Source organism: Pseudomonas sp. FP597 (assembly GCF_030687435.1).
In the GTDB taxonomy this organism is placed as follows: Bacteria; Pseudomonadota; Gammaproteobacteria; order Pseudomonadales; family Pseudomonadaceae; genus Aquipseudomonas; species Aquipseudomonas lactucae.
Genome location: NZ_CP117432.1, coordinates 2139662 through 2155454, shown reverse-complemented (window position 1 = coordinate 2155454; position 15793 = coordinate 2139662). Strand labels below are relative to the sequence as shown.

16 protein-coding genes and 1 pseudogene are annotated in these 15793 nt (G+C 60.0%); 5 read left to right on the top strand and 12 right to left on the bottom strand.

Annotated elements, in window-relative coordinates; translation table 11 throughout:
* Both csrA and PSH66_RS10110 read right to left on the bottom strand, forming a co-directional pair.
* Window positions 1-198, bottom strand: a complete 198-nt coding sequence (gene csrA / locus PSH66_RS10115) for a carbon storage regulator CsrA (protein ID WP_003172961.1) — start codon at window positions 196-198, stop codon at window positions 1-3.
* A 127-nt stretch (window positions 199-325) separates the two neighbouring features.
* Complete coding sequence (locus PSH66_RS10110; protein ID WP_305428961.1) at window positions 326-1141, bottom strand: SDR family oxidoreductase; 816 nt, start codon at window positions 1139-1141, stop codon at window positions 326-328.
* A gap of 328 nt (window positions 1142-1469) precedes the next feature.
* On the opposite strand from PSH66_RS10110, the gene PSH66_RS10105 reads away from it, so the two are divergent.
* The gene (locus tag PSH66_RS10105; RefSeq protein ID WP_015885095.1) at window positions 1470-1622 is read left to right on the top strand and encodes a DUF3309 family protein; all 153 of its coding nucleotides are present in this window, start codon (window positions 1470-1472) and stop codon (window positions 1620-1622) included.
* 52 nt (window positions 1623-1674) lie between these two features.
* Here the strand turns inward: PSH66_RS10105 and PSH66_RS10100 are convergent, their stop codons facing one another.
* From PSH66_RS10100 to PSH66_RS10080, 5 genes are all read right to left on the bottom strand, one after another.
* Window positions 1675-3762 carry an LTA synthase family protein gene (locus PSH66_RS10100; protein ID WP_305428960.1) on the bottom strand — a complete coding sequence of 696 codons (2088 nt, stop codon included), beginning with the start codon at window positions 3760-3762 and terminating at the stop codon, window positions 1675-1677.
* A gap of 291 nt (window positions 3763-4053) precedes the next feature.
* Window positions 4054-4245, bottom strand: coding sequence for a PLDc N-terminal domain-containing protein (locus PSH66_RS10095; RefSeq protein ID WP_003172956.1), 192 nt, complete (start codon window positions 4243-4245; stop codon window positions 4054-4056).
* Window positions 4246-4312: 67 nt separating this feature from the next.
* The gene (locus PSH66_RS10090) at window positions 4313-4843 is read right to left on the bottom strand and encodes a hypothetical protein (RefSeq protein WP_305428959.1); all 531 of its coding nucleotides are present in this window, start codon (window positions 4841-4843) and stop codon (window positions 4313-4315) included.
* A 41-nt stretch (window positions 4844-4884) separates the two neighbouring features.
* The gene (locus PSH66_RS10085) at window positions 4885-5400 is read right to left on the bottom strand and encodes an ankyrin repeat domain-containing protein (protein ID WP_078732399.1); all 516 of its coding nucleotides are present in this window, start codon (window positions 5398-5400) and stop codon (window positions 4885-4887) included.
* A 96-nt stretch (window positions 5401-5496) separates the two neighbouring features.
* The gene (locus PSH66_RS10080) at window positions 5497-7323 is read right to left on the bottom strand and encodes a long-chain-acyl-CoA synthetase (RefSeq protein WP_003172953.1); all 1827 of its coding nucleotides are present in this window, start codon (window positions 7321-7323) and stop codon (window positions 5497-5499) included.
* Between the two features lie 394 nt (window positions 7324-7717).
* Between PSH66_RS10080 and PSH66_RS10075 the strand changes: the two genes are divergently transcribed.
* On the top strand, window positions 7718-7996 hold the full coding sequence (locus PSH66_RS10075) for a DUF3509 domain-containing protein (RefSeq protein ID WP_003172952.1): 279 nt from the start codon (window positions 7718-7720) through the stop codon (window positions 7994-7996).
* Window positions 7997-8070: 74 nt separating this feature from the next.
* Here the strand turns inward: PSH66_RS10075 and PSH66_RS10070 are convergent, their stop codons facing one another.
* From PSH66_RS10070 to aroC, 4 genes are all read right to left on the bottom strand, one after another.
* Complete coding sequence (locus tag PSH66_RS10070; RefSeq protein WP_003172950.1) at window positions 8071-8340, bottom strand: response regulator transcription factor; 270 nt, start codon at window positions 8338-8340, stop codon at window positions 8071-8073.
* Between the two features lie 209 nt (window positions 8341-8549).
* On the bottom strand, window positions 8550-9080 hold the full coding sequence (locus PSH66_RS10065; RefSeq protein ID WP_141063667.1) for an acireductone dioxygenase: 531 nt from the start codon (window positions 9078-9080) through the stop codon (window positions 8550-8552).
* Window positions 9077-10243 carry an MFS transporter gene (locus tag PSH66_RS10060; protein WP_181408600.1) on the bottom strand — a complete coding sequence of 389 codons (1167 nt, stop codon included), beginning with the start codon at window positions 10241-10243 and terminating at the stop codon, window positions 9077-9079. Before PSH66_RS10060 ends, PSH66_RS10065 begins: the two co-directional genes overlap by 4 nt.
* Before the next feature lie 4 nt (window positions 10244-10247).
* On the bottom strand, window positions 10248-11339 hold the full coding sequence (aroC, locus tag PSH66_RS10055; protein WP_003172947.1) for a chorismate synthase: 1092 nt from the start codon (window positions 11337-11339) through the stop codon (window positions 10248-10250).
* Window positions 11340-11482: 143 nt separating this feature from the next.
* Here aroC and PSH66_RS10050 point away from each other — a divergent pair, with 143 nt between their 5' ends.
* Window positions 11483-12445, top strand: a complete 963-nt coding sequence (locus PSH66_RS10050; RefSeq protein ID WP_141063669.1) for an alpha/beta hydrolase — start codon at window positions 11483-11485, stop codon at window positions 12443-12445.
* Window positions 12446-12544: 99 nt separating this feature from the next.
* Window positions 12545-13351 carry a hypothetical protein gene (locus PSH66_RS10045; protein WP_141063670.1) on the top strand — a complete coding sequence of 269 codons (807 nt, stop codon included), beginning with the start codon at window positions 12545-12547 and terminating at the stop codon, window positions 13349-13351.
* Between the two features lie 58 nt (window positions 13352-13409).
* Here the strand turns inward: PSH66_RS10045 and PSH66_RS10040 are convergent.
* Window positions 13410-13541: pseudogene (locus PSH66_RS10040) on the bottom strand (NAD(P)H-quinone oxidoreductase); the annotation flags it as partial.
* A gap of 138 nt (window positions 13542-13679) precedes the next feature.
* Between PSH66_RS10040 and PSH66_RS10035 the strand changes: the two are divergent.
* The gene (locus PSH66_RS10035; protein ID WP_176156614.1) at window positions 13680-15761 is read left to right on the top strand and encodes a carboxy terminal-processing peptidase; all 2082 of its coding nucleotides are present in this window, start codon (window positions 13680-13682) and stop codon (window positions 15759-15761) included.
* The last annotated feature ends 32 nt before the right edge of the window (window positions 15762-15793 follow it).

Genomic DNA, 15793 nt, shown 5'->3' with positions numbered 1-15793 from the left:
TCAGGGGGCGGTCAGGGGCTGGGATTGGGCGGTTTGTTGCTCCTGGATTTTCTGGTACACCTCGGCGCGATGCACATGCACCTCGGCCGGCGCGGTTACGCCGAACTTAACCTGGGAACCGTTCAATTCAAGGATGTGCACGGCGATGTCATCGCCGATGGAGATGATTTCGCCTACGGCGCGGCTTAAGACCAGCATGGCGGTTGTCCTTTTTGAGTAACAGGACCTCAACCATGCGCGCTGGGTAGGGCTGCAGCAACGGCTTGCGATGAAATCAGGCAATACCTACACATGCAGGTAAATTGCCTGACAGACTCATACCCATTCAGCCTTTAGTAGCTTGGGCCTTGGCGCGCATTTTATCGGCCATGGTCGTCATCTCGTCATAAAGCAACTGCGGGTTCTTCTGCTTAAGCGCCCATGCCAGGCGCCCCTGTTCGTGGGGCAGGATCATGAACTCACCCTCCGCGACACGCTGGAAGATGTAATCGGCAATATCCGCCGCCGAAATCGGCGAACTCTCCAACAACTTGCCTACCTGGGCTTTCATCGCCGGGGTCGGACCGCGGAAGGAATCCAGCAGGTTGGTCTGGAAGAACGACGGGCACACCACATGCACCCCGACTTCCTGCTGTTTGAGTTCCACCAGCAGGCTTTCCGAGAGCGCCACCACACCGGCCTTGGCCACGTTGTAGTTGCTCATGGCCGGCCCCTGCATCAGCGCCGCCATGGAGGCGATATTGATGATGCGCCCCTTGCTCTTTTCCAGCAGCGGCAGGAAGGCCTTGCAGCCCTTGACCACGCCCATCAAGTTGATCGCGATCTGCCAGTCCCAATCTTCCAGGGACAACTCGGCGAAGAAGCCGCCCGAGGCGACGCCGGCATTGTTGACGATCACATCGATGCCCCCCAGCTTCACCTCGCACGCCTGCGCGAACGCGGTGAGTTGGCTGTAGTCACGCACATCGCAACGCTGGATAAACCCATCGCCGCCGGCCTCGCGCACGAGCCGCAGGGTTTCCTGCAAGCCTGGCTCGCTCACGTCCGACAAGGCCAACTGCCAACCCTCGCGGGCCCAGCGCAGAGCGATTTCACGACCCAGGCCGGACCCGGCGCCGGTGATCATCATGCGATTTTGCATAGGAAGTAGCCTTGTGGTTCACAGAAGAAGTGACCGGCAGTGTAGCGAAGGTTTTTCCCGCACCCACGCACCATCAGAGTGATGAATGCCCCAGGCAAACCGCAGGCTCGGTCGGATACCTGCGCAGCACCTTAGTTCAATCTTTTTTCAACTAAGATCGTTAAGTGCGCGCGGTTTAAAAGAAATAACCGACTGAGCGAAATGCTTTAAAAAAACTTGGAATTTTCTTCGATGGGACAGAGTCGGAGTTGTTAAGGCGTTCGTTACAAGATGTACGAGCGTATCGTTAACAACCGGTCTTTGCAGAAGGCCAATAAGGAAAAAAACCATGAGCCTCATTCTGATCATTATCTTGATCCTCCTGCTGGTCGGTGGCCTGCCGGTGTTCCCTCACTCGCGTAACTGGGGTTATGGCCCGTCCGGTATTCTGGGCGTCGTGCTGGTGGTTCTGCTGGTGCTGTTGTTACTCGGTCGGATATAAACACGAGATAAAAAAAGAGGCCTTCAAAGGCCTCTTTTTTATTGCCGGTTAGTTAGTCCGGCTTGCCGTCAACCACACCGGCGGTGTTATCCAGCAGGCTCTTGGTAGCCGTCTGCAGGAACGACTCAAGTTTTTGCTTGAGTGCTGCTTCGTCCGGCGATTCAGCAATCACTTTACCGGTCGGGTTGGCGCCCAATTCGTATTGCCACAACTTCGGCGGCATCTCCTTGGGCAGTACCAGGATACGGTCTGCGGTGACCAGGGCCACGGTCTGGTCGCTGCCCGACGGCTTGATCACACCAAACCCCTTGTCGCCTTCCGGCAGGTTCAGCAGGTCACGGCCCCAGCACTGATGCCGGGTATCGCCACCCAGGCGCCCCATGATGGTCGGCACGATGTCGATCTGGGTGCCTACGGTGTGGTCACGCTCGCCGAACTTCTCTTGCATGCCCGGTGCGATCATCAGCATCGGCACGTTAAAGCGGCCCAGGTCCATCTCGGTGATCTGCTGTTCGTTGCCGAAGCCGTGGTCGCCCACGATCACAAACAGGGTCTCTTTGAAATACGGCTCCTTGCGGGCCTTTTCAAAGAACTGGCCCAGGGCCCAGTCGGAGTAGCGCATGGCCGTCAAATGCTCGTTGAGGCTGCCACGGTCGGTGACTTTCTCTACCGGCAATGGGGTCGGCAGTGCGTACGGCGTGTGGTTGGACAGGGTTTGCAGGAGTGCGTAGAACGGCTTGCCGCCTTCACGCGCCTTCAACTCTTCCAGACCCCGGTTGAACATATCCTGGTCGGACACGCCCCACGTCGGGTCGGAGAATACCGGGTCGACGAAGTCGTTGCGGCCGATGAAGTTGGTCATGCCCTGGTTGCTGAAGAAACCCGACTGGTTGTCCCAGGCGAAGTCGCCATTGTAGACATATACATCGTCAAACTTGCGTGCACTGAGCAACTGCGGCAAGCCCGACAGTTTGTGGCTGCCTTCCGGGGTCTGCATCAGGTATTCAAAACCTGGCAGGTTCGGGAAGCACGCCATGGTGGCAAACATACCCTGGTGGGTGTGGGTGCCGTTGGAGAAGAAGCGGTCGAACAGCAGGCCTTCCTTGGACAGCTTGTCGAAGTACGGCGTGATGTTGCCTGGGCGGCCCAATGCGCCTACCGAGTGACCGGCGAAGCTTTCCATCAGGATCACGACCACGTTCTTGATCGGCAGGGTCTTCTCGGCCGGTGGCATGTAGTCACGGCGCACAGCGGCGGTGTCGGTATCGACCAGTTTCTCTTGCGGCAGCACCAGCATGTCGCGCACGGTCTGGGTGGCCAGCGGTTGGTCCAGCGTGGCTTTCCAGATATTGGAGCGGTCTTCGCCGAAACGCGCCTTGGCCGCCGCGATCAGCGACAGGGTGCCATTGAGGCCCAGTTGGTTGGCGAAATTCGAATCGGTGGTGTACACATCGCCCCAACGCAGCGGCGGGCCCTGGCGCAGGGTGCCACGGGCGGCAACCACGGCGATCAGCAGGCACACCACGAATACGGCGATGCGGCTGTACCACGGCGCGACCGGGCGCGTGCCGATGCTGCCACCGCTGAACGGCCCGCGTGGACGCGTGGCGCGGTCGGCGCCTTTGAACGCCATGCTCAGGATCAGCGTGCCTACGGCCCAGGCCAGCAGGTAGCGCACCACCGGGAAACCGTACCAGAGCATGCTCATCACGGTTTTCGGGTCTTCCTTCACATACTGGAAGACCAGGCCGTTGAGGCGCTGGTGGAACTCGCGGTAGAAGTCCATCTCCATCAGGCCCAGGAACAAGGCGATGCTGGACGCAATCGTCAGCCAGAAACGGAAGAACCCGCGCGCGGCCATCGCACGTACGCTGAACAGGGCCAGCAGCAGCGGAATCAGCAGGTACATCACCAGACGGATATCAAAGCGCAGGCCGTTGGCGAAGGCTTCAAGAAACGTCGAGGCCGGCGTGTCGAGGATCATCTCGCGGTTGTAGACCAGCAGCGCCAGGCGCAGCAGGGAAAACATCACCATCATGACCAGTGCGCAGAGCAGCGTGTACGCCAGATGAGATTTGACGGTCGGTTGCAGCAGGCGATTTGAAGCTCGCTGCTGACTCAGGGCGTCCGGGTTTGCCATGTCGTTTCAGGACCCATTGGAAGTTAAGTGATGAAATAGTGCAGTGGCGCGAATGGTGCCCGATCAAACACAGCAAGGCTATTAATTAGTGAACGGGCACGGCTGCACCACCTTGTTGGCAGGCAGATAAATCCGGGAAATTGTCTTGGACAGGGTGTGAAAATTCTGTGCAGCGAATATTTCGATACACAAATCTTCCGGACGCCTTAAACCAAATGTGGGAGGGCGGTGCGACGATTCGACTTGCTCCCTCCCACATTGACTGTGCCCACTCCAGAAGGAGTGAGGCGATCAGATCCGTACGTTACCGCGCGGCCCGGCAATCGCCCAGATGATCAGGCCCAGTACCGGCAGCAGCAGGATCAACAGGATCCACAGCACCTTGGCACCGGTGCTCGCGCCGCTTTTGAACACGTTGATGATCGCCCAGATATCCAGCGCCAGGATGATCAACCCGATCAAGCCATTAAAAGTGGAACCCATGGTGTCGCTCCTAAGTGGGGGCATGCACTTGTAGGATAGTCAGGCCTGGCAGGGGTTCCGTTTTATTTCAGGCGTGCACCGCCACTTTCAGCGCTTCCAGCGACGGCTCGGCCTGAATGCCGACTTCGGCGCACAGTTCCAGCACCCGCGGCAGGTCGTTGCCGAACACCAGCACGGCCTGGATCTGGTCATCCAGCAGTTGGCTGAAGTTGAGCAACACATAGCCACCGTCTTGCGGGCTCAGGGCGCTCATCTGGATCTGGATGCGGTTGAGCGCGGTAAGGTCTTCGGTCTTGGCCAATTGCTTGGGCTTGAGGTTGAACGCCACGCCCGGGCCGAACGAAGCGACGATCTGCGCAAACAGATCGCCATAGGTGTCGGCCTGGAACAGCACGGTGTCCGGCAGGCTGCCGACCACGACCCACTCCCCCAGCGGAATCGGGAAGCTGTCGTCGTAGTTGATGTCCGGGTTGGCCGCCAGGAACGCCACCGGATCGGCATAAGCCTGGGCGGCTTCATCGGCGATGCGCGCCACCTCGTCCTCGCCCATGACCCCGGCGCTGATTTTGCTGATGAGTTCGACGAGGGCGGTCTTCATGGGGTGATCCTGTAGCGGGCGGGTTTTGGAGGGCGCGTAGCCTACACCAGTTTCTGCAACCGCGCCGCCGTATCCGCGGCCCCCATCGTCTGGGCCGCCGCCAGCGCCGTCGCGCCCTGAGCATCGGTGGCCTTGGGGTTGGCGCCCTGACCAAGCAGGTAATCGAGCATTTCCACGCGGTTGAACATGGCCGCCATCATCAATGCTGTACGCCCGTCGGACGAAGCCGCTTCCACCGGCGTACCGCCTTCGATCAGCGCCTTGACCACCGGCAAATTGCCCTTGAACGCCGCGCCGGCAATCGGCAATTGGTTCTTGTCATTGGCAATCAGCGGGTCGGCCTTGAATTCCAGCAGCACTTTTACCGCCTCGGCATGGCCGTGGTAGGCCGCGAGCATCAGCAAGGTGTCGCCGTTGTGGTTGCGAAAGTTGGCTGGCAAGCCTTTGGCCAGCAGCGCGGCGAGCATGGCCGCGTCGCCTCGGCGGGCGACGTCGAAGACCTGCTCGGCAAATTCGGCGGCTTCGTCTTCGGTCATCTGTTTAGGCTGGTCTGACATGTAGGGGCTCCTTTCTGGTACTCACTATGGCGCCCAGTGTCGCGAGGGAGTTCCCACCTGTCATGGTTTTTTTGTCAAAAGCGCCCATAGGCAGAATCAATAGCGGAACTGGCCGCCCTGGATCTGCGCCCGCAACTGCGCCGTGACCGGCACGTAGCAATCCGATCCGGGCAGCCAGGCATATACGGGGTCAGTGCCGGCCTTGTCCGGATCAAACGCCTCTTCCTTGAGCTTGACCTTCTGGTATTTGAACGTACCGGTGGTTTCCATCTTGACCTTGATCCGCAAGAACAACGGCACCGCATAGTGCGGCAACTGGCCCTGGGCGAATTGCAGCAGCTCACGCATGTCCAGCGCAGCCAGCGACTCGCTTGGGGTGATGGCAACCATGCCGGCACGGCCATTGGTGTTTTCGACCTCGACACCGTAGGCCACCACTTCGGCGATCTGCGGGTGTTGCAGCAGTACATTCTCGACTTCGGTGGTGGAGACGTTTTCACCTTTCCAGCGATAGGTGTCCCCCAGGCGGTCGACGAATTGCGCATGACCGAAGCCAATGCTGCGCAACAAGTCCCCGGTATTGAAGTAACGGTCGCCCTTTTCAAACACGTCGGTGAGTACCACCTTGCGGTTCTTTTCCGGGTCGGTGTAGCCGTCGAACGGCGATTTTTCATCAATCCTCGCCAGCAACAGGCCCTGCCCGCCCGTGGGCACCTTGCGCATAAAGCCATCGCTGCCGCGCAGTGGCTCACCGCAGTCGTGGGCGTAGTCGACCAACGCCCAGTGCTGCAGGCAAAAGCCGATGGTGTTGTCGAAGTTCAGCACGTTGGTAAAGCCGATATTGCCGTCGCTGGCGGCGTACAGCTCACAGATATGCTCAACGCCATAGCGCGCCTTGAACTGTGCCCACACACCGGGGCGCAAGCCATTGCCAACCATCTTGGTCACTCGGTTATCCCGATCGCTCTCGCTGGGAGGCTGGTCGAGCAGGTAGCGGCACAGTTCACCAACATAACCGAGGGTGGTTGCCTTGAATCGGCGTGCGTCTTCCCAGAACTGACTGGCGCTGAACTTGCGGCGAATCGCAAAGCCCGACGCACCGACAATCGCCGAGCCCCAGCACACACACAGGCCTGTGGCGTGATAGAGCGGCAAGGTGCAATAGAGGACATCGTCCGGGCCCATGTCCAGGGCAATGCTGCCGAAGCTGATGGCGGTTTTGGTCCAGCGGCCATGCTTCATGATGCCGGCCTTGGGCAGGCCGGTGGTGCCCGAGGTGTAGATATAGAAACAGGGGTCGTTGAAGAAGACCTGTGCGGTGCTGGCCGGATTGTCCACCGGGCACTCGGCGCTGGACGCCAGCAGGTCGATGTAACCCTGCGGCACCGCGCCGGACTGCTGATCCGCGACAAACCAGGTTCGCTCGGCCTTGATCGCTACCTGGTCGCGCACCGCGTCATAGGCGCCCACTAATTCCGCACCGACTGCAATGGCTACCGGGTTCACCAGGTTCAGGCTATGGACCAGCGTCGCCTGGGTCTGCGCGGTATTGAGCATCGCGCAGATGCCGCCCAGCTTGGCCACGGCCAGCACGCTCAGAAGCAGTTCGGGGCGATTTTCGATAAACAGCGCCACCACATCGCCCTTGCCGACGCCCTGGGCGTGCAAGTGGTGGGCAATACGGTTGGCGCGCTCGTTGGCGTTGCGGTAGCTGAGCACGCAATCGCCGTACAACAACGCGGCGCCATCAGGGTTGCGCAACGTGGCTTGCTCAAAGTGCCAGCCCAACCCGCAGGGCTGCGCGGGGTCGGTGACATTGGCCGCACGCATGCCGCGGATCACGCGTGGCAGCGCGCTGACAATGGCAGGCACCTTACGCAGCAACTTGCCCCAAGTGATCATGTCGTTTTGCGGAGGGTTCATGGTGGAACGTCCTTTTTCTTATTATTCGTCTGATCCCGCGACGCCGACGCCTCTGTAGGCGGCGGCCGAATGCCTTGCAGGAAAATACGTCAGCCCTTGAGTGACTGTACACGCGGGATTTGAAAAGTTTTGTATCCCGATGAACGAGCACCCAAGCAGGGAATTTCACCGCGCGCCGGCAGTCATTATCAGTAGGCGTGTCGGCAATCGACCCGCTGCAATAAAGCAAAATGCAGGATGCATGATGGCCATTCATGCAAATTGCACGAAATCAAAAATCTACAAATTTTATAATATGATGATTTATAAAGACTTTTTAACAAGTCACTAGCTGGCACAATCACTGCACCTATCACTCCATGCTTGCCCACTTGAGCCAACGGAGCTGATAGACATGAGCCTGATCCAAGATAAATTCGCTTCTGTATTTTCCAACTACGACGTTACTACTCAGCCACGTCCTGATGGCGGTATTCTGTTGACCCTGCGCAACAGCGAAGGCAAACAGGTCAAGCGTTCGATTTCCTATCAGCAGTTGCACACTGCCGACCAACTGACCTGGGTCATCAGCGCCATTCGCCGCGACCTGGCCGAACAAGCCAGCGAACTGCCGCAAATCTCGATGCTGCAAAGCCAGAATCGCTTCGCCCTGCCGACCTATCATTCGGCCTGATCACGCATCACCGGCACGCTTGACTGAAAAAAGGGCCGCGACGCCATCCAGCGTCGCGGCCCTTTTGCATGGGTTCAATACAGCCCCTGACGCACCGCCTCGTTCATCGCCTGGACGCGGTTGCTGACATCCAGTTTGCCGTAGATATTGCGCAGGTGGAATTTGACCGTGGCTTGGGACGTGGCGCGTATCTGGCTGATCTCCCAGACGGTCTTGCCCTCCGATGCCCATCGCAGGATCTCCAGTTCTGAAGGAGTCAGGGGCTTGCCTGAAAGACTCAAGCGCCGTCTGAGCGCACTGGGCACGGAATACGGGTTCGGACACGGCTCCTGTGGGCCATTCATGGTTCTCTCCTTATTATTGGCTGATGCCCTATCACCCTTCGGATTCCTCCTATTGACAGGTGATATAAACATTGAGAGCGCAGAGAGTTACATATCGAATGGAATCAGTGGGCAAGGCTCGTGATAAACAGCCAAGCCCTACATATGATTAGGCTTCTTCCCACAGCAACTTCAAACGTACAGGGGTTGAACACCCCAATCCCTTGGGTTCAGTCGTCCAAACCAGGGAAGCGAGCGGCAATCGAATCGCCGGTCAACTCGGGCGCACAGCCGTCCACCGAATTGAAAAAACGCAATGCCACGAAGTGCGGGTTCTCGCCCCTATCAAACCAATGCGCCACCTCCGCCGGGATCACCAGCAGATCGTTTTTCTCACAGCGCACGGCATACACGTAGTCGCCGATATGCAGGCCGAACTGGCCCTGGCCCGCGATGAAAAAACGCACCTCATCCTCCTTGCAACGACGCTCGTGGAGACCCTGCGCGCGCAACTCGGCGTTTTGCGGATGGTCGTCGGTGACGCGCAGCACTTCTACGTGCGCGTAACCCAGGGCGTCGATCTGCGTCTGGTACGCCGCGATCAGCGCAGCGTCACTGGCGCCCTTCTCGACCGGCTCAGGCTGCCAACGCGCGAACCGCACGCCGTGATCGGCCAGGACAGCGGCGATGTCGTCAAAATGGGTCAGTACCTTGTTCGGAGTGTCCGGCGTAGCAACGGGGTAGACGGCGACATAACTCATTGAAGGGTTCCTTGGTTCTGCTCGTGCAATCGAAGGCCAATGATAACGGCTGCAGCGAAGGCGGCGAGGCTGGCAATACTAAAGGTGAAGGTCGGCCCCAGCAGATTCCAGCTGTAGCCGGAATACAGCGCGCCCAATGCCCCGCCGGTGCCGGCGAGGGCGGCGTAGAGCGCTTGGCCCTGGCCTTGCTGTTTAGCGCCAAAGCTGCGCTGTACAAAGGCAATCGCCGCCGCATGGAAGCTGCCGAACGTGGCGGCGTGCATCACCTGTGCCAGCAACAGCACCCAGAAAAACTCGGCGAACGAGCCCAGCAGCAACCAGCGCAGCGCCGCCAACAGGAAGCTCGCCAGCAGTACCCGGCGTACCGAAAAGCGCGTGAGGATGCGGCTCATGCCCAGGAACATCAGCACTTCGGCCACCACCCCCAGGGCCCATAACAGGCCAATTACGCCACGGCTGTAGCCCAGGTGTTCGAGGTGCAGGGTGAGGAAGGTGTAATACGGCCCATGGCTCATTTGCATCAATGCCACACAAGCATAAAACGCCAATACGCCGGGGCTGCGCAGTTGCTTGAGGAAGCCGTCACCCGCCAGGCGATTGCCATGGGTAGCCGGTTGCGCGTTCGGCACCCACAGGCTGGCGCCGATGATACCGGCCATGATCACCATGACCACCACCGGGTAGATGTCCAGGCTCAGCCAGTCGAACAGGCGCCCCATGATCACCACCGTCAGGATGAAACCGATGGAGCCCCACAGGCGGATCTGGCTGTAGCGCGAGGTTTGTTTTTGCAGGTGAGCCAGGGTGATCACTTCGAACTGCGGCAGCACCGCGTGCCAGAAGAACGCATGCAGGGCCATCACCAGGGCCAGCCAGGCGTAGGTCTGGCTGACGAAGATCAGCGAAAAACTGACCAGGGTACACACCGCGCCAAACCGCACGATGGCCAACCGCCGGCCGGTGTAGTCGCCCAGCCAGCCCCACAGGTTGGGCGCCACGCAGCGCATCAGCATGGGGATGGCCACCAGCTCGCCGATGCGCGCGCTGGAGAACCCCAGGTGATCGAAGTACAGCGCGAGGAACGGCGCAGTCGCCCCCAGCAGGGCGAAGTAGAAGAGGTAGAAGCTGGAGAGGCGCCAATAAGGAAGGGCTGTCACAACCAGCCCGTCACAGCTGGCCCAGTACCGGCGTACTCACACGCACATCCGCGTTTTGCCCGCGATTACGCAGCAAGTGGTCCATCAACACGATGGCCATCATCGCCTCGGCGATCGGCGTGGCACGGATACCCACGCATGGGTCGTGACGGCCCTTGGTGATCACGTCCACGGGGTTGCCGTGTACATCGATCGAACGGCCGGGAGTGGTGATGCTCGACGTGGCCTTGAGCGCCAGGTGCGCAACGATCGGCTGGCCGGAGGAGATACCACCGAGAATGCCGCCGGCATTGTTGCTGAGGAAACCTTGCGGGGTCAGCTCATCGCGATGCTCGGTGCCGCGTTGGGAGACGCAGGCAAACCCTGCGCCGATTTCCACGCCCTTGACGGCGTTGATACTCATCAGCGCGTGGGCCAGTTCCGCGTCGAGGCGGTCGAAAATCGGTTCGCCCAGGCCGGGTTTTACCCCCTCGGCCACCACGGTAATCCTGGCCCCGACCGAGTCCTGATCGCGGCGCAGTTGGTCCATGTAGGCTTCCAGTTCCGGCACTTTGTCCGGGTCCGGGCTGAAGAAAGCGTTGTCATCGACGCTGTCCCAGGTCTTGAACGGAATTTCAATCGGGCCCAGCTGGCTCATGTAGCCACGGATCACGATGCCCTGGGTGGCCAGGTATTTCTTGGCGATGGCGCCAGCGGCCACGCGCATGGCGGTTTCGCGGGCCGAACTGCGGCCACCGCCACGGTAGTCGCGTTCGCCGTATTTGTGGTGGTAGGTATAGTCGGCGTGGGCCGGGCGGAACAGGTCCTTGATCGCCGAGTAGTCCTTGGACTTCTGGTCGGTGTTGCGGATCAGCAGGCCGATGGCGCAGCCGGTGGTGCGGCCTTCGAACACGCCGGAGAGGATCTCGACTTCGTCCGGCTCCTGGCGTTGGGTGGTGTGGCGGCTGGTGCCGGGCTTGCGGCGGTCGAGGTCACGCTGCAGGTCTTCCAGGGATAGCTCGAGCCCGGGCGGGCAGCCGTCGACAATGGCGACCAACGCCGCGCCATGGCTTTCGCCCGCGGTGGTGACAGTGAACAACTTGCCGAAGGTATTGCCGGACATGCGGGGCGCTCCGTGAAATCAGTTGAATCAAGTCAACCGTAATAACTTAAGGCGGCCAGTATACGCAGGCTAACCGACTAGTTCATCCTCGAAACCTTACCGGTGGACGCGGGTCCAACCGGCACCTCCTCGATAATGGCGCAATGATGCTGCGAGTCTTACTGTTCACCCTCACCCTGTTTGTCGGCGTGGCCCAGGCCGCCGCCCCTGTCGTACTGCAACGCCCCATCAGCCTGAATACCAGCAGCGGCGAGTTGTTCGGCTCGTTGCTGTTGCCCCAGTCCGACAAACCGGTGCCGGTGGTGCTGATCATCGCCGGTTCCGGCCCCACCGACCGTAACGGCAACAGCGCCGACGGCGCGCGCAATGACAGCCTCAAGCGCCTGGCCTGGGTGCTGGCGCGGCATAACATCGCCAGCGTGCGGTATGACAAGCGCGGTGTGGCCGCCAGCCTCGCCGCCACCCCCGATGAGCGCAACCTGACCCTCGACGCCTACGTGGCCGATGCCGTGGCCTGGGGCCAATTGCTCAAGGCCGACAAACGCATGGGCCCGCTGATTGTGCTCGGCCATAGCGAAGGTGCGCTGGTCGCGGCCCTGGCCGCACCGCAACTCGACCCGGCCGGCGTCATTTCCCTGTCCGGCAGCGCCCGGCCGGTGGATCAGGTGATCCGTCAGCAACTGGCCGATCACCTGCCCCCTGCCCTGCTGTTGCGCAGCAATGAAATCCTCGATCACCTCAAGGCCGGCCAGGTGGATACCGATGTGCCAGGCCCGCTGGAAGGCATTTTCCGGCCCAGCGTGCAGCCTTACCTGATCAGCCTGTTTCGCGCCGACCCTTCGGCGGCCTTTGCCAGACTGCGCATGCCTGCGTTGATCGTTCAGGGCACTCACGATATCCAGGTGGGTGTCGGCGATGCCCGGCAGCTGAAGCAGGCCAAGCCCGACGCACAATTGACGGTGATTGAAGGCATGAACCATGTGATGCGCATCGTGCCCAATGACGTGAAACAGCAACTGGCCTCCTACAACGACCCGAAGTTGCCCCTCGCTGCGGAGTTGGGCGAGCGTGTGGTGCGCTTTATCCAGGGGCTTGACTCCCATTAAGCGGCAATTGGCCTCCAGTCCTGGCAAAAACGGCCGATAAGCCCTGGGTCGACAGTAAAAAGACTGTCGACTCGCAGGGCCTGGACAGGAACACGTCGCATGACAACCACTGAAGCTACACCCGAACCGACCGCCGACACACCGGCTGGAAACACCGAGACCGTCGACACGGCGCCGCTGCCGTGGGCGGACGTTCAGGCCGAGCATTTCAAAATGCTGCGCCTGGCGCCCCTGGTCACCGACCGCGCCACCGGTGTGCGGCCTTTGCGCTTCGTGCAGTTCGGCTATGCCGAGCGCCATGACCAGCACCACAGCCTGTTGCGCATGGTCATTCAGCTGCCGGCCCAACGGGTGCGGCGCGAGCAGAACCATCTGGATATCTGGGTTGATCACGACACCCATCGCGTGCACTTCGGGCCAGGCAACAGCCTGGAAATCGAGCCGGCCAACCGGGGTATCGGGCGCTTCCTCGTGGCCCAAGGCGCCGCCTGGGCGAAAAAGAAGTGGTCGCACTACCGCGTCGACGGCGTCGACCTGTCCAACAAGGACGCGCTCAACGAGGCCACGCGCCTGCGCCGTGATCACTTTCTGCGAATCCAGGGCTTTGATGTGGCCTACGCCGATGTGCAGCATTTGAAAGGCAACGTGCAGCCGGGCAAGGTCGGCAGCGTGCTGGACAGCTGGAATACCGAGAAGGTGCAGTTCGTGGAGATCCTTGAAGCGGCGCAGATGCTGCAACAGGCCGAGCACAAGCTGCTGGAGCATGAGGTCAAGCTGCGCAAGGAAGAGGAAAAAGTCACCAAGTTCAAACGTGAGGACAGCGGGTTGCGCTTTACCATCACCTGCCTGGTGGCATTTACGGTGTTTCAGGCGGGGCTGTTGATCTGGATTGCCACTCATCGCTGACACGCTAAAATGCAACCAACTGCAGGATCAGGCCAGGCTTTCGTCAATCACCAGCAGCCGTTTCCTGTAATAAATCGGTGCGATTGAGGCCCGCAGCCGCCACGCGAATGCGAACTTGGCCTACGTCACATGTAGGACTTGGTTGTTCCAACCACTCCACATGACCTTCAACGCCTTGCAATGCTTTCACAGTGCCTCCATAGTGACTCTGGACTGAGCCCGGCGCTGTAGCGTCGGGCTTTTTGCATTATGCGACCGGCCCCTATGGAACCGGCAACTTCAAAGACGGCCTAATATGCGTTATCAATTGCCCCCACGTCGAATCAGCATGAAGCATCTGTTCCCCAGCACCGCCCTCGCTCTTTTCATTGGTCTCGGCTTCGCGTCGATGTCGACCAATACGTTCGCAGCCAACAGCTGGGACAATCTTCAGCCCGACCGCGACGAGGTGATTGCCAGCCTTAACGTGGTCGAGTTGCTCAAGCGTCATCACTACAGCAAACCGCCGCTGGACGATGCGCGCTCGGTGATCATCTATGACAGCTATATCAAGCTGCTGGACCCATCGCGCAGCTACTTCCTGGCCAGCGACATCGCTGAGTTCGACAAGTGGAAGACGCAGTTCGACGACTTCCTCAAGAGCGGCGACCTGCAGCCCGGCTTCACCATCTATAAGCGTTACCTGGACCGCGTCAAAGCGCGTCTGGACTTCGCCCTGGGTGAGTTGAACAAAGGCGTCGACAAGCTCGACTTCACCCAGAAGGAAACCCTTCTGGTGGACCGCAAGGACGCCCCCTGGCTGACCAGCACCGCCGCCCTCGACGACCTGTGGCGCAAACGCGTCAAGGACGAAGTGCTGCGCTTGAAGATCGCCGGCAAAGAGCCCAAGGCCATCCAGGAACTGTTGACCAAGCGCTACAAGAATCAACTGGCGCGTCTGGACCAGACCCGTGCCGAAGATATCTTCCAGGCCTACATCAACACCTTCGCGATGTCCTACGACCCGCACACCAATTATCTGTCGCCGGATAATGCAGAGAATTTTGATATCAACATGAGTCTGTCGCTGGAAGGCATCGGTGCCGTCCTGCAAAGCGACAATGACCAGGTCAAGATCGTGCGTCTGGTGCCGGCAGGTCCGGCCGACAAGACCAAGCAGGTCGCCCCGTCGGACAAGATCATCGGTGTGGCCCAGGCCGACAAGGAGATGGTCGATGTAGTCGGCTGGCGCCTGGACGAAGTGGTCAAGTTGATCCGTGGCCCGAAAGGCAGCGTCGTGCGCCTGGAAGTGATCCCGCACACCAATGCGCCGAACGACCAGACCAGCAAGATCGTGTCCATCACCCGTGAAGCGGTGAAACTCGAAGACCAGGCCGTGCAGAAGAAAGTCCTCAACCTCAAGCAGGATGGCAAGGACTACAAGCTGGGCGTGATTGAAATCCCGGCCTTCTACCTCGACTTCAAGGCGTTCCGTGCCGGTGACCCGGACTACAAGTCCACCACCCGCGACGTGAAGAAAATCCTCACGGAACTGCAGAAGGAAAAAGTCGACGGCGTGGTCATCGACCTGCGCAACAACGGCGGCGGTTCCCTGCAGGAAGCCACCGAGTTGACCAGCCTGTTCATCGACAAGGGCCCGACCGTGTTGGTACGCAACGCGGACGGCCGTGTCGATGTGCTCGAAGACGAAAACCCGGGGGCCTTCTACAAAGGGCCGATGGCGTTGCTAGTCAACCGTCTCTCGGCCTCGGCTTCGGAGATTTTCGCCGGCGCCATGCAGGACTATCACCGTGCACTGATCATCGGCGGCCAGACCTTCGGCAAAGGCACCGTGCAAACCATTCAGCCGCTCAATCATGGCGAACTCAAGCTGACGCTGGCCAAGTTCTACCGGGTTTCCGGGCAGAGCACCCAGCATCAGGGCGTACTGCCGGACATCGATTTCCCGTCGATCATCGACACCAAGGAAATCGGCGAAAGCGCCTTGCCCGAAGCCATGCCATGGGACACCATCCGCCCTGCAATCAAGCCTGCATCGGACCCGTTCAAGCCGTTCCTGGCACAGTTGAAGGCTGACCACGATGCTCGCTCCGCCAAGGATGCCGAGTTCGTGTTTATCCGCGACAAGCTGGCCCTGGCCAAGAAGCTGATGGAAGAAAAAACCGTCAGCCTCAACGAAGTGGACCGTCGTGCGCAGCACACCGACATCGAAAACAAGCAACTGGTGCTGGAAAACATCCGCCGCAAGGCCAAGGGTGAAGATCCACTCAAGGAGCTGAAGAAAGAAGACGAAGACGCGTTGCCGACCGAGGCGGATAAAACCAAGCCGGAAGACGATGCCTACCTGGCCGAGACAGGCCGGGTGCTGCTGGACTACCTGAAGATCACCAAGCAGGTGGCCAAGCAGTAAATGATGGCAATTTAATGTGAACGCTCGTCGGA

Bases quoted from the DNA above. Each gene is read 5' to 3' on its own strand.
- PSH66_RS10045 (WP_141063670.1), top strand. From the start codon at position 12,545: ATGACAACCACTGAAGCTACACCCGAACCGACCGCCGACACACCGGCT.
- PSH66_RS10065 (WP_141063667.1), bottom strand. From the start codon at position 9,080: ATGAGTTATGTCGCCGTCTACCCCGTTGCTACGCCGGACACTCCGAAC.
- PSH66_RS10100 (WP_305428960.1), bottom strand. From the start codon at position 3,762: ATGGCAAACCCGGACGCCCTGAGTCAGCAGCGAGCTTCAAATCGCCTG.
- PSH66_RS10105 (WP_015885095.1), top strand. From the start codon at position 1,470: ATGAGCCTCATTCTGATCATTATCTTGATCCTCCTGCTGGTCGGTGGC.
- PSH66_RS10075 (WP_003172952.1), top strand. From the start codon at position 7,718: ATGAGCCTGATCCAAGATAAATTCGCTTCTGTATTTTCCAACTACGAC.
- PSH66_RS10085 (WP_078732399.1), bottom strand. From the start codon at position 5,400: ATGTCAGACCAGCCTAAACAGATGACCGAAGACGAAGCCGCCGAATTT.
- csrA (WP_003172961.1), bottom strand. From the start codon at position 198: ATGCTGGTCTTAAGCCGCGCCGTAGGCGAAATCATCTCCATCGGCGAT.
- PSH66_RS10070 (WP_003172950.1), bottom strand. From the start codon at position 8,340: ATGAATGGCCCACAGGAGCCGTGTCCGAACCCGTATTCCGTGCCCAGT.
- PSH66_RS10035 (WP_176156614.1), top strand. From the start codon at position 13,680: ATGAAGCATCTGTTCCCCAGCACCGCCCTCGCTCTTTTCATTGGTCTC.
- PSH66_RS10095 (WP_003172956.1), bottom strand. From the start codon at position 4,245: ATGGGTTCCACTTTTAATGGCTTGATCGGGTTGATCATCCTGGCGCTG.
- PSH66_RS10110 (WP_305428961.1), bottom strand. From the start codon at position 1,141: ATGCAAAATCGCATGATGATCACCGGCGCCGGGTCCGGCCTGGGTCGT.
- PSH66_RS10090 (WP_305428959.1), bottom strand. From the start codon at position 4,843: ATGAAGACCGCCCTCGTCGAACTCATCAGCAAAATCAGCGCCGGGGTC.
- aroC (WP_003172947.1), bottom strand. From the start codon at position 11,339: ATGTCCGGCAATACCTTCGGCAAGTTGTTCACTGTCACCACCGCGGGC.
- PSH66_RS10080 (WP_003172953.1), bottom strand. From the start codon at position 7,323: ATGAACCCTCCGCAAAACGACATGATCACTTGGGGCAAGTTGCTGCGT.
- PSH66_RS10050 (WP_141063669.1), top strand. From the start codon at position 11,483: ATGATGCTGCGAGTCTTACTGTTCACCCTCACCCTGTTTGTCGGCGTG.